This is a genomic window from Telluria sp. BA11 (assembly GCF_056680305.1).
In genome coordinates this window covers 615,943-629,288 of sequence record NZ_CM155275.1, presented here as the reverse complement: position 1 = coordinate 629,288, position 13,346 = coordinate 615,943, and the positions used below count along the sequence as shown (strand labels likewise).

Sequence of the window (13,346 nt, the reverse complement as noted above, 5' to 3'; positions counted from 1 at the left end):
AGCCTTTAGCAAACGGCCATATTCGGTCTCTTAAAGATGAGCCCGTAAAACGTTGCATGAGAATTAGGGTCAGAGTCGAATTGTTTTTCAATTGATTTATAAAAATTGACAAACAATTCGACTCTGACCCTCATTATTTTTTGCGATTGTTAGCGCTATCCCGTACCAGACAAAGCCTCTTGTGCAATTAATGGCCCAAGGGCATCGGTACGCTCCTGAAAATCATTCCAAACAATTAGGGTCAGAGTCGAATTAATGGGCAATTACCCAAAGTTGTCAAACAAATCGACTCCGACCCTAAGCTCAGCAGTTAATCTTGCAAATCAATTGGGGTCAGAGTCGAATTAATAAACAATTGATTTATCGAAGTTGGCAAACAATTCGACTCTGACCCTAATTTTTATTTGGGTTATTGGGGTGGGGTGGGTTTTTGCGGGGTGGGGAGCATGTCGGTGCCGACCATGTCGAAAATGCTCAGTTGGCCGCCCAGGCGGATGAAGAGTTCCTGGTAGAGGGCGCCGGTGTTCATATTGCCCCATTCGACGGCGCGCTTGATCAGGTAGGGCGTGGGGCTGTGCGGCTCGAGGTGGGCGAGGTAGGTGGCGGCGGCGGCGAGGCAGGCGTAGGCGTCGGCGCGGTCGCGGAAGTGGTGGGGGGCGGGGGTGTTCGTTGCGGTTGCGGTGGTTGGTGCTTCGGACGGTTCTGCTGGCGCTTCGGTTGGCGCGTCTGCTGGTGCTGGGACTCGTCCGGTGCGTTCGTTGTGGAGTGCCGTGAGGATCGCCTGTACCTGGTTTGCCATGGCCGTCAGGCACGGTGCGGTGGCGCTTTGGGGAGTGTTGAAGGTGCCGTGGAGCAGGGTGATCGTGGCGTGCGCGTCTTCCAGTGCGGTGATGCGCTCGGTCAGGGTTGCTGGTGGCATTGCTGCCAGCGTACTGCGGGTCGTGGCGTCGCCATCAAGCTCGTGCGCGGTTTGTTCGCAGTCGGCCCACGTCGTAGCGCGGCCGTCTTCCGTTGTGAACAGCGGTGACTGGCGCAGCGTCGGGGCCAGCTTCTGGTCCAGCCAGCGCAGGATGTTCGCGCGGGCTTCAGTGTCGTCGGTTTCCAGTTGCGGATGCAGGGCGGTTGGGTAACGCTCGCACAGCGTGTGCGCCAGCAGCAGGCAGGGAGCCAGCGCGCCGAGGCCATGTTCGTGGACCTGGGCCTCGCACAGCCACGCCGCCAGTTGCAGGTCCTTGCCCTGGGTGCGCAAGGCACCAGCGGCCAGGTTGCTGACATGCGGCCAGTCCGAGCGCTTCGGTTGCCGCTGCCAGACCCCGCGCGGCTGGATATCTTCGTCACCCTGGCGCGCTTCGATGATGGCGCGGTACACGCTCGTTGCGCGGGCCGGCAGGCCTGTCGGATTGGCGGAATCCACCGGCGCTGCCAGCGCCTCGAAGGCGATGCCGAGGTGGCGCAGGAAGTGGTCGTCGGCGCGTCTTGTCAGGCCGCCGTTGGGTGGAACTGGTTCAGGCATGGGGCTCTCCCGTGAATGTGGCCCGACAGAGTGGGGCGCCAATAAAGGCCACACTGTAGCGCAAATGCGGCCAGCCGGTCAGGCGCCAGGAGCCGAAGCCGAAGCCGAAGCAGAAGCCGAAGCGGAAGATTGAGTGGAGCTCGATGCCGCCAACGTCATGGCGCCGATACGCAGCGTGGCCCGCAGGCCGGGATGGTTGTCGTCCAGTGTCAGCGTGCCGCCATGCAGCCGCGCTACTGCCGAGACAACGCTCAGGCCGAGGCCCACGCCGGGCGTGCCGCGGCTCGCGTCCACCCGGTAGAAGCGCTCGATGACGCGCGTGCGTTCGTGCACGGGGATGCCGGGACCATTGTCGGCCACGACGATCTGCACCGTGTCGGCATCGATGCGCTGTGCGGAGATCGCGATCGCGCCGCGCACCGGCGCGTACTTGAGCGCATTGTCGACCATATTGCCCAGCGCCTGCGCCAGCAGCACGGGGTCGCCCACCACGTGCAGGTCGTCCGGGCCGTCAAAGCCCAGCGCGATGTCCTTCAGTTCGGCGACCGGCGCGTAGAACTCGGTCACTTCGGCACCCAGCGCCGCCAGGTCGACATCGACAAAACCGGCGCGCCGGCTGCCGCTGTCGATTTCGGCCAGTCGCAGCAAGGCATTGAAGATGCCCATCACGCGGTCGACGTCATCGATCGCGGCGTCGATCTCGACGAAGGTTTCGTCCGGCGCTGGCCGCGCCACCGACAACTCCTCAAGCCGCGCGCGCAGTTCGGACAGCGGCGTGCGCAGGTCGTGCGCGATCGCGTTCGAGACATCCTGCACGCCGGTCACCAGATGCTCGATCTGGTCGAGCATGCGGTTCACGGTGCGCGTCAGTTGCTGCAGCTCGTCGCCATCGCCCGGTTCGACCAGGCGGTGCGACAGCTTGCCCTCGATGATCGAAGCGGTGGTGTCGCTGATACCCTGCATGCGGCCCAGCAGCGCGCGGCGGATCATGATGCCGCCCAGCGCGGCGCTGAGCAGCACCGTGATCGCGCAGCCCAGCAAGCCATACCCAAACAGGCGTTCGAGCTTCTGGAAGCGATTCAGGTTACTGGCCACGAGCAGCCGGTAGCCGTCTTCCAGCGTCACGCGCACCAGCTCCACGTTGCGTGGCACGTCGTCGACCACGATCGTCACCCGGCACAGGCCATCGCGGTCGGGTACGCCCTCGGGCCACGCCTGCAGGTTACCTGCCAGCTTGGTGCCATCGGGCGCGACGAACAGCATGATCTTGCGCACGCCGTCGTTTACCCCGTGGACCTGGCTGTCGATCGCTGCGGCCAGCGCGGGCGGGCCCTGGCGGATGAACAGGTTGCTCAGATGCTGGGCATCGGATTTGAGCAACTGGCTGCGCACTTCGCCGATATTGGTATGCCACGCGTACCATAGCGGCCCGGCGAACATCGCCAGCACCAGCAGCGTCACGAAGCCATAACCGATGGCGATCGTGCGTGCGGAAAAACTGGGGAGCCTGAGCATCGTGTGCGCCTCGCTCAAGGCTGGTCGGTCAGCATGTAGCCGGCATTGCGCACTGTGCGCAAAAGGGCCGAAGGAAAGCCAGCGTCGATTTTTTGCCGCAGCTTGCTGATGTGGACATCGATGACATTGGTCTGCGGGTCGAAGTGGTAGTCCCACACATTCTCGAGCAGCATCGTGCGCGTGACGACCTGGTTCGCATGGCGCAGCAGATAGGCCAGCAACTTGAATTCGCGCGGCTGCAGTGCCAGGGTCTTGCCGGCGCGCGTGACACGGTGCGCCAGCATGTCCACACTCAGGTCGCCCAGCGTCATGACGGTTTCGACGGCCTGGCTTTGCGAGCGGCGCAGCAGGGCGTCCAGGCGCGCGAGCAGTTCGCCGAACGCGAACGGCTTGGTCAGGTAATCGTCACCGCCAGCGCGCAGGCCGCGGATGCGATCGTCCACGCCATCGAGGGCGCTGAGGATCAGGATCGGCACCCGATTGCCCTGCTGGCGCAGTGTTTCGATGAGCGCCAGGCCATCGATCCCGCCGGGCAGCATGCGGTCCATGACGATCGCGTCATACGGCTCGCTGACGGCGTAGACCATGCCGTCGCGGCCATTGTCGGCATGGTCGACCGTGTGCCCGGCTTCGCTCAAACCTTTGGTGACGAAGCGCGCGACGCGCTCGTTGTCTTCGATGAGGAGCAGTTTCACGGCAACCTCAATGCGCTTGCGGCTGCGGTTCAGACGTTTCCGCGGCCGCCTCGCCGTCGGCAGGGGTGTCGTCGATGTGGGTCGGCGTCTTGGCCCGCGACGCGACGATCACGTAGAACAGCGGAATCAGGAACGTGGCCAGGAATGTCGCCGTCAGCATGCCGCCGATGACGCCGATGCCCAATGCGTTCTGGCTGCCCGAACCGGCGCCGCTCGACAAGGCCAGCGGCAGCACGCCCAGGATGAACGCCATCGACGTCATGATGATCGGGCGCAGTCGCACCTTGGCCGATTCCAGCGCCGCTTCGACAATGCCCATGCCCTGCATCTGCAGTTCGCGCGCGAATTCGACGATCAGGATCGCGTTCTTGGCCGACAGGCCGATGGTAGTTAACAGGCCCACCTGGAAGAACACGTCGTTCTCCATGCCGAAGGCCGTCGCTGCGCTGAGGGCGCCGAGGATACCGACCGGCACCACCATGATGACCGAGATCGGGATCGCCCAGCTTTCATACAGCGCGGCCAGGCACAGGAACACCACCAGGATCGACAGCGCATACAGCAGCGGCGCCTGCGAGCCGGCTTGCGACTCCTGCAGCGAGATGCCGCTCCACTCGAAGCCGATGCCTTCCGGGAGTTCGCCCACCAGGCGCTCCATGATTACCATTGCTTCGCCGGTACTGAAACCGGGCGCCGGCTGGCCGAGGATTTCGGCCGACTCGATGCCGTTGTAGCGCGCCATCGCTGGCGAACCCCAGGCCCAGCGCGCACTGGCGAAGCTCGAAAACGGCACCATCTCACCCGCGCCATTGCGCGCATAGAGCAGCTTGATGTCGTCCGGATTCATGCGGAACTGGGCATCGGCCTGCACGTAAACACGCTTGATGCGGTTGTCCGTGTCGAGGAAGTTGTTGATGTAGCGCGAGCCCCAGGCCGTCGAGAAGGTCTGGTCGACTTCGGTCAGGTTCACGCCCAGCGCGGCGGCCTTTTCGCGGTCGATATCGATCTTGTAGGTGGCGTTATCGGCCTGGCCCGTGAAGCGCACGCGCTGCAGGTTGGGTTCCTTGCGCGCCAGCTCGAGCAACTGGTCGCGCGCCTTGGCCAGCGCATCGTGCCCCCTGCCACCGCGGTCCTGCAGCTGCAGCGAGAAGCCGCTGGCCGACCCCAGGCCGCGGATCGATGGCGGTTCGACCGTGTTGATGGTCGCCCCCTGGTAGTTGGCGTAGCGCGCTGTAATCCGATTGGCCAGCGCCGACACGCCCAACGCGTCGTCCTTGCGCTCATCCCAGGTTTTCAGACGCACGAACAGGCGGCCCTGGTTCTGGCCGCGCTGCGGCTGGCTGGCGCCATTCACGATCAGCGTTGCCTCGACCATCCTCGACTCATTTTTCAGCAGATACTGGCTGATTTCTTCCAGCACGCGGCCTGTCGTTTCCTGCGTGCTGCCCGCCGGCGTCTGCACCTGGACAAACATATAGCCCTGGTCTTCCTTCGGCAAAAAGCCGCCCGGCAGACGCATGAAGAGCGCAATGACGGCGCCGATCAGCACCAGGTATACCACCATCCACAGCGCGCGCCGGCCCAGGATGCGGGTCACGCCGCCCAGATAGCGGTCGCGCGTCGCGTCGAACGAGCGGTTGAACCAGCCGAAGAAACCCTTCTTTTCATGGTGGTCCGGGTCGACCGGCTTGAGCATCGTCGCGCACAGCGCCGGCGTGAGCGTCAGCGCGATGAATGCCGACAGCAGCATCGAGGCCACGACCGTCAGCGAGAATTCGCGGTAGATTGCGCCCACCGTGCCGCTCGAGAAGGCCACCGGCACGAACACGGCCGACAGCACGAGGGCCACGCCGATCAGCGCGCTGGTGATCTGGCTCATGGCCTTGATCGTCGCTTCCTTCGGCGGCAAGCCGTCTTCGTGCATCACGCGCTCGACGTTTTCCACCACCACGATCGCATCGTCGACCAGCAGGCCAATGGACAGCACGAGGCCGAACATCGACAGCGTATTGATGGTAAAGCCCAGCGCCGACATGATGCCAAAGGTTCCCAGTAGCACCACCGGCACCGTGATCGACGGGATCAGGGTGGCACGGAAGTTTTGCAGGAACAGGTACATGACCAGGAACACCAGCACGATGCCCTCGATCAGCGTGTGGGTCACGCCCTTGATCGACGTTTCGATGAAGGGCGTGACGTCGTTCGGATACACGGTGCGCAGGCCGGGCGGGAAGAATTCGCCCAGCTCTTCCAGGCGTGCGCGCACGGCATCCGCGGTGTCGAGCGCATTGGCGTTCGGCGCGAGCTGGATGCCCAGGCCTGACGCCGACTTTCCGTTGTAGCGCACATCGACGTTGTAGTTTTCGGGTCCCAGCGCCACGCGCGCGACGTCGCCGATGCGCACGGACGATCCATCCGGCTGGACCTTGACCAGGATGCGCTTGAATTCCTCGGGCGTGCGCAACATCGTCGCCTGGTTGATGGTGGCGCTCAGGGTCTGGCCTGGCACCGCAGGCAGGCCGCCCAACTGGCCGCCCGAAACCTGCACGTTCTGGGCGCGGATTGCGTCCGTCACGTCGATCGGCGTCAGTGCAAAACTCGTCAGCTTGACCGGGTCGAGCCAGATGCGCATCGCGTACTGGGTGCCGAACAGGTTCATGCTGCCCACGCCCGGCATGCGCGAGAGGGGATCCTGGATGTTCGAGGCGACGTAGTTGGCGATGTCGAACTTGGTCATGCTGTCGTCGTCCGAGACGAACGCCGCCACCATCAGGAAGTCGGACGTCGACTTGGTCACGCGCAGGCCCGATTGCTGGACCTCGCTCGGCAGGCGCGGGACCGCCGCCTGCAACTTGTTCTGCACCTGGACCTGGGCGATGTCGGGATCGGTGCCGGCGGCGAACGTCAGCGACGTCGTCGACTGGCCCGTGTCATCGCTGGTCGACTGCATGTACAGCAGGTTGTCGATCGCCGTCATCTGCTGCTCGATCACCTGGATCACGGTGTTCTGCATGGTCTCGGCCGACGCGCCGGGGAAGGTCGCCTGGATCTGCACCGATGGCGGCGAGACCGGCGGATACTGCTCGATCGGCATCTTGAGCAGCGCGATGCCGCCGGCCAGCATGATCAGCAGCGAAATGACGATCGCGAAGATGGGACGGTTGATGAAGTACTTTGGCATCTTGGATTATTCCTGGCGCGCGGCGGTGGCCGCGGCCGGCGCCGCCGCTGGTGCTGCGACGCTGGCTGTTGCGGCGCTGGCTGGCGCTGCCGGCGCGGCCGCCCTGACCACGGTGCCGGGCCGCAGCTTCTGCACGCCGCTGACGATCACGCGTTCGCCGGCCTTCAGGCCGTCGTCGACCAGCCAGAAACCATCGACCAGCGCGCCGGTGCGCACGGTGCGCAGTGCGACCTTGTTGTCCTGGCCGACGACCATCACGGTGGCCGTGCCCTGCGGCGTGCGCGTCACGGCCGTCGCGGGCACGCGCATGACCCCCTGGCGCACGCCCTGGCTGACGCTCGCGCGCACGAACATGCCGGGCAGCAGCAGCTTGTCGGGGTTCGGGAAGCGCGCGCGCAGCGTGACCGAGCCGGTGGCCTGGTCGACCGTCACACCGGAAAACGCGAGCGTGCCGCTGCGGCTGTAGGTGCTGCCGTCTTCCAGCTGCAGGCTGACCTTGGCGGCATCGGTACCTTCCATGCGCACGCGACCGGCGGCGATCTCGCGCCGCAGCGCGAGGCCTTCGCTGCTCGATTGCTGCAGGTCGACGTACATCGGGTCGATCTGCTGGATCGTCGTCATCAGGGTGGCGGCGCTGCCTTGCACATACGCGCCCTGGGTCACGGCTGACACGCTGCTACGGCCCGCGATCGGCGCGGTCACGGTGGTGTAGCCGAGGTTGATGCGCGCCACGTCCAGGGCTGCTTTCGCCGCTGCGACATCGGCCGCTGCTTCCAGCTGCGCTGCTTCGGCAGTCTCGAATTCCTGCTTGCTGACCGCATTTTCCTTCACCAGCACGCGGTTGCGGTTCAGTTGCGAGACATTGCTGGCCAGCGTCGCCTGCGCCCGTTGCAGCTCGGCTTCGGCGCTCTTGACGGCGGCGCGGTACGGCGCCGGATCGATCAGGTACAGCGGCTCGCCCTTGCGCACGTCCGCGCCCTCGGTGAAGCGGCGTTCCTGCACGATCCCGTCGACCCGGGCCCGGACCTCGGCCAGCAGGAACGGCGCCGTGCGGCCGGGCAGGGCGATGTTCAGCGCCACGTTCGTGGTGGCCATGGTCAGTATGGCGACTTCGGGCACCGCAGGCGGGGCAGGCTTGGGGTCGTTGCCGCAGGCGGAGAGCAGCGCGGCGGCCGTTATGGCGGTCGCCAGCGCCGGGCGGCGCGGAAGGGTCATCGAGGGCATGGGTGTCGGATCCGTTTGCAAGGTGGAGAGCGTATTGTTCCCTACCTTCGACTATGCCCGGCGCAGGCTTAAGCGCGGGTGGTTAATTCGTTAAATATCGTTAATGTTAACGCTGCCAGCGTCGAACAGGGCCGAGCTTTGAACGCCTGCGCAACTATGAGCGAACAATAAAGCCGGATACAAGGCAATAAAGTTTGACACAAGGGGCCGGGTGGACATGCTCTGAAACCTTCCGCTTTCGGCCAGAAGCGGATGGTCGAGACAAGTCTGAGCCGTCCAGGGGAACGCTGATCAAGTCATTTCTTCAGCAAAGCTGATGCGTGAAAGGTCGAACGGCGAGCTACTCGAGCCATTTCCCCTGGGTCCGGCGCGATCCTGGTGAGATTCTGTCATCAGAACGGATCTGTGATCGTGAATCCAACAGAGGTCGAATTGCCGGAATGTTCCGACCTTCGCTGAAAGGCCTTGGCGCGCAGGCGTATCAAAAGGCATGGCACCCGGCTCCCTCGTTGATCCAGGCAGACTTTGTCATATGCGCGCCAGAAACGACTCCTGCCTATCGGAACAGGCTCCAGCTGCTTGCGCGCTTGTACGAGCGCTTCGAGGTGCCCAGTACGTTGAAGCCGCTATTGGCATCAGTCGGCAATATCTCGAGATCGCGCGACAGGATGAAAAGCAGCTTGTCAGATTCGGCATACAGCGGCTCCCACTGGTCCGGGCGCGGAGCGATCATTAGCTGGCTGTCGCGCTCGGCGATGTGGAAGTCGGGCAGTCCATCGAGCTTGTAATGGCCGGTCACGCTGCCGTCTCAGTCGGCAGCGTGACCGCTGTGCGGAGCCGGGTCTGGTGGCTTGCCCACTTATACTCATGCGCGATGGCGCGCAACAGGCCCGCCGCCAGTTTGCCTCCCTCGTCGCCATTGGTCAAAATCACCGCGCCATCGCCGCTGTCGGTCGAGCCGACCATTACGGCCCGAAAGCCCATATTGCTGCCGCTGTGTTCAAAGACCTTGCCGCCGTCGCCAATCTGCAGACCCAGCGCATAGTCGCCCATCACCGGGGTGAGCATGGTGCGCGTCATGGCCGCCGAAATCACGCCGTTGTCGCTGCCCGCTGCACCTTGCTGGATCGCGATCACGAACTTGGCCAGGTCTTCCGGCGTGGTCCACAGGCCGGCCGCCGCCAGCTCGGGATAGGTGTGGGCACCACCAGGGTAGGGTTTGCCGTCTTGATGATGGGCGCGGGCGGCCTGAGCCTGCAAAGCCGCTGGCAACGGCTGCGAGAAGCTGCTGTCGTTCATGCCCAGCGGCTTCAGGACCGATTCCCGTAGCAGCACGTCGAAGGGCTTGCCGCTGCGGTCGATCATCGCCTGCTGCAGTACCGTGTAGCCGCCACCGGAATAGCGCATTGCCGATCCAGGCGCCGTATCGACCCTGATCACCTTCGAATTGGCGCCCCAGACGCCATCCAGCACCTGCACCAGCGTCGGCACCGACTTGTCCGCCGCATAACCAGGGAAGCCCGAGACTGTCATACCGCCAGTATGCGACAGCAGCTGGCGCACGCTCGGCTTGCCTTTACCTTCCGGTAGCTTCCAGCTCGTGAGAGCGGTGTTGATGTCGCCGTCGAGGTCGAGCTGGCCCTGTTCGGCCATGCGCAGCGTCGCCATCGCGGCGACCGGCTTGCTGACCGAGGCCGCTTGGAACAGTGTCCGGGGCGTGATGGCCGGCCCGCCAACCCATGCCACGCCATAGCCGCGTGACCAGGCTATTTTGCCGGCCTTGATCACAGTTACGCTCACGCCCGGTACGTTAAGTCGCGCCATCGCGTCCTGCAGCGTCTCGGTCTTGACAGGCATGTTGGACAGCGCGATCGTCGGGCGCAGGCCCGCCTCGACGCGGGCAATGGCGGCGTCGTCGTCGGCGTGGGCTTGGGCGGAGGACAGCGTCGCAAGCACGGCGACGAGCAGAAGGAAACGGGAAGCGGCGGGGTATTCAGCGGGCATCGGCGCTCTATGTGGTTTGTGTGAACAGCGAACATTATGGAGATGTGCAAATAGCAGTACAAGCGACGAATGGAATCTATGAGGATGGCATATTGCGGTGAATCAGGCGTGGCCAGCGCATGACATGAATGACCGCAATGGGTCGGAAGCAGGGGGGCCAAGTCCCTGCCTCTGTTGGTGGCGTTGCGACGCTATCAGGTCGGGGACGAAGTGGGTTGCAACTTTGTGAGCAAAATCTGATGGGCGCAGCCCGGTGCCGCAGTACCTTTCGTCGTATCTGTTTCAGAAGGTCGCAGTTCGCCTCACTGTCCGCACAAGCGTCGCGATATACTCGATCCCTTCGCGCGCTGCGCCGTCATCCGCCACAGTTCCCATGCGCGCTCTTCTCGTCCTCTTCCTTTGCATCGCCCCGTCTATCGCCCATGCTGCATCCGGCCCTGGCTTGATCCCGCAAATCGGGCCTTACCCTGTGGGCATGCGCGTGGTGCAGCAACACGACCATGCGCGCGGCATGGAGCAAGCCGTGAACGCGGTTGGCGAGCTTGCCCGCCGCGCCGGATCGCGCCCTGTGCAAACGCTGCTCTGGTACCCGGCCAAGGCGGGGGGCATGTCAATGAAGGCGATTGACTATGAGTTGACAGCGCTCTCCGATAACGACTTCAGCGTCACCAGCACCGCAATTGCAAAGGAGCGGGACGCATTGCTTCGCAGTGAAGATCGTGCCCTGTTTAACGCGCCAATGTTGGCCATGCGCGATGCCGTAATGGCGAGGGGCAGGTACCCGGTCGTGATCTATGCACCCAGCTACCGCGCGCGAGCACATGAAAACGCCGACCTGTGTGAATACCTGGCCAGTCACGGCTATATCGTTATCGCCAGCCCCAGCACTGGACCACGCGGCGCCGATATGAGCGACGACGTCGAAGGCTTGGAAGCGCAGGCGGCCGACATCACGTTCCTGGTTGCCTTCGCCCACTCGCTGCCACATGCCGACAGCAGCCGTCTGGCGGTGGTGGGCTTTAGCTGGGGTGGTGTAGCCAACGTGCTTGCGGCAGCCAGCTCGAACAAGATCAAGGCACTGGTCAGCCTGGATGGATCGGCGCGCTCTCACACAGAGCTGTTTACCAGGTCCCGTACCATCGCGCCAGCGCGTACGGCGATGCCACTGCTGTGGATCGGCTCGCGTCCAATGCCAGCCGACCCACGGTTCGAACAAGGGCGCGCCGTGGCCACCGACTACTTCAAAGGCATGCACTATTCCGATGTCTATCTTGCGACTTTGGCGCCCATGCTGCACATGGACTTTTCATCGTGGGCGCTGCGCTTCAACGGCGAGGCGCGCTCTACCAACGATAGCCGGGTTGACGTTACCTCCGCATATCGGTGGAGCCTGCGCTACGTGAAGGCATTTCTCGACGCCTATCTGCGTCAGGACCGCGGCGCACTGGCATTCCTGCACGACCAGCCATCGAAAAACGGCGTACCTGCGCAGATGATGGCGCTCGAAATACGCCCCGCCTCCGTGCCTTTGCTCACCGCTGAGAGCTTCGTCACCACGTTCGTGGCACACGGTTTCACAGATGCAGAAGCGATTTACACAGCGATGCGTGCACAGTCCCCCGAGTTTGCCCTGCGCCCATTGCAGCTGTATACGTGGGGTGGTGAACTCATGGCGCGCAAACATGCCAAAGGGGCGGTCGAGCTGTTCAAACTAGCCGGTTTCATCAATCCGCGCTACGGCGATACCTTCGACAGCTTGGGCCAGGCCTATGAAGCGCTGGGCGAGACAGGCTTGGCAATACGTGCATACGAACAGGCGCTCAGTGCCGATCCACGTCTGGCCAATCCTGCTACCCGTCTCCAGGAGTTGCATAAGCCGTAACATTCATCAACCGTTTGACGTAATAAGCGAGTACGTGCAGGCTCATTTCGGTCTTCACGCGCCCCAGCCCTTTTGTCAAAAATTCGTCTCCTGACCACGATAGGCTGCAACCGCCCCATGGCAGCCTGGCGGGCAAGTAAAGATTGGCGCAGTTAACCTCAGACTGCGCTGGTTTCGTCAGAGTTTTGGGCGTTTCAAGCTCACCCATTCCTGTACTGATGGTCGCTGCCACTGCCTACGGGCATACTCAGCAAGCTTTTCAGGTACAGCATCGCCGTTCAGAGCAAGCCGATTCAACATGAGTGCCAGGTCGACATCGGCGATACTCCAGCTGCCGAACAAATGATCGCCGTTGTGCGCAAGCAGGGCCTCCGACGCCCGGAACAGTTTGCGGCTTGCGATTTCTGCAGCGGGCGACAGGGGAACGTGGCTAGGTTGGTAGAACACGACGACTGTTGAGCGCTCCTGGCGGATCGGCAGGAGGTCACTTCTGATCCACGCCTGAACTTGCCGTGCACGAGCTTTCGCTGTTGGATCAGTCGGGTAAAGAGCCACGCCTGGATGGGCTTCATCCAGATATTCGGTGATGGCTGAAGACTCAGATAGTGAGAAACTGCCGTCTACTAACGTGGGCACCCGCCCGGTCAAAGACGCCGTTGCATATTCAGGGCCATGGTTTGCCCCATTCTCCAAGTCGATGGTCCTTAACTCGAAGGAAATATTTTTTTTTCTTTAAGCGCTACAAATACTGACATCGCATAGGGGCTTGTGTACTGAGAATCAACGTAAAGTAGCATTGGGTTACCAAATCTTTCAATGTGTGAACGACAGAATTTGCGCCAAGAGTGGCCGGGTTGACTAACTGTGACGTTAGCAGATCGTTAATTTCGAAATTAGTTCCCCCCGCTTTGACCGACCGGTTCTGGCCGATTAGCGCCGTTCAGATCAGCATCGTAGCTGTCCTTGGGCGAAATCTCATTTGCTCGCTGGAGCATGCACGCATGAGTTGGTCTAACCCTGATTTTTTACTTTAGTTTTTTCGCCGTATCAGCTCAGAAAAAACAGTGTCGCAGCCGAAATCAAGAATACTCCGGTTGTAAGCGTGGAGGTATCCCTTGAAATCAATCGGTATGCAGAAATGGAGAACAGCGCGACGGCAGAAGCGTAGCGTATTAAGGAATGGGTAATCATCCATTGACTACCATGGCGACGGCCAGACATCCGCTCTTGGCCGAACCCGGCCGTTCAGCTGAGCATATCAGACCACCACGTTGAAAAAGTCGCGGAATGTCACGAAGGGCAGGAAACGACCTTGGATTCAACCGGTCGTAT

8 protein-coding genes and 1 pseudogene are annotated in these 13,346 nt (G+C 62.5%); 1 reads left to right on the top strand and 8 read right to left on the bottom strand.

Translation table 11 applies throughout. The features are described from left to right. Positions 1-409 precede the first annotated feature (409 nt). The 7 genes from tssA to AC1MGT_RS02610 form a co-directional block, all read right to left on the bottom strand. On the bottom strand, positions 410-1,513 hold the full coding sequence (tssA, locus tag AC1MGT_RS02640) for a type VI secretion system protein TssA (RefSeq protein ID WP_499502897.1): 1,104 nt from the start codon (positions 1,511-1,513) through the stop codon (positions 410-412). Positions 1,514-1,591: 78 nt separating this feature from the next. After that, positions 1,592-3,028, bottom strand: coding sequence for a sensor histidine kinase (locus tag AC1MGT_RS02635; RefSeq protein WP_499502896.1), 1,437 nt, complete (start codon positions 3,026-3,028; stop codon positions 1,592-1,594). 14 nt (positions 3,029-3,042) lie between these two features. Beyond that, positions 3,043-3,723, bottom strand: a complete 681-nt coding sequence (locus AC1MGT_RS02630) for a winged helix-turn-helix domain-containing protein (protein WP_499502895.1) — start codon at positions 3,721-3,723, stop codon at positions 3,043-3,045. Positions 3,724-3,730: 7 nt separating this feature from the next. Beyond that, a complete protein-coding gene (locus tag AC1MGT_RS02625) occupies positions 3,731-6,904 on the bottom strand; it encodes an efflux RND transporter permease subunit (RefSeq protein ID WP_499502894.1) in 3,174 nt (1,057 codons plus the stop codon). Positions 6,905-6,910: 6 nt separating this feature from the next. Continuing rightward, positions 6,911-8,128, bottom strand: coding sequence for an efflux RND transporter periplasmic adaptor subunit (locus AC1MGT_RS02620; RefSeq protein WP_499502893.1), 1,218 nt, complete (start codon positions 8,126-8,128; stop codon positions 6,911-6,913). A 556-nt stretch (positions 8,129-8,684) separates the two neighbouring features. Next, positions 8,685-8,927 (bottom strand): hypothetical protein, encoded by a 243-nt coding sequence (locus tag AC1MGT_RS02615; protein WP_499502892.1) that lies wholly within the window; start codon positions 8,925-8,927, stop codon positions 8,685-8,687. Then, a complete protein-coding gene (locus AC1MGT_RS02610) occupies positions 8,924-10,132 on the bottom strand; it encodes a serine hydrolase domain-containing protein (protein ID WP_499502891.1) in 1,209 nt (402 codons plus the stop codon). The genes AC1MGT_RS02615 and AC1MGT_RS02610 overlap by 4 nt, the downstream gene beginning before the upstream one ends. Before the next feature lie 373 nt (positions 10,133-10,505). Between AC1MGT_RS02610 and AC1MGT_RS02605 the strand changes: the two genes are divergently transcribed. Beyond that, positions 10,506-12,014, top strand: coding sequence for a dienelactone hydrolase family protein (locus AC1MGT_RS02605; protein WP_499502890.1), 1,509 nt, complete (start codon positions 10,506-10,508; stop codon positions 12,012-12,014). A 177-nt stretch (positions 12,015-12,191) separates the two neighbouring features. Here AC1MGT_RS02605 and yfcF read toward each other — a convergent pair. After that, positions 12,192-12,811: pseudogene (gene yfcF, locus AC1MGT_RS02600) on the bottom strand (glutathione transferase). Between the last annotated feature and the right edge of the window lie 535 nt (positions 12,812-13,346).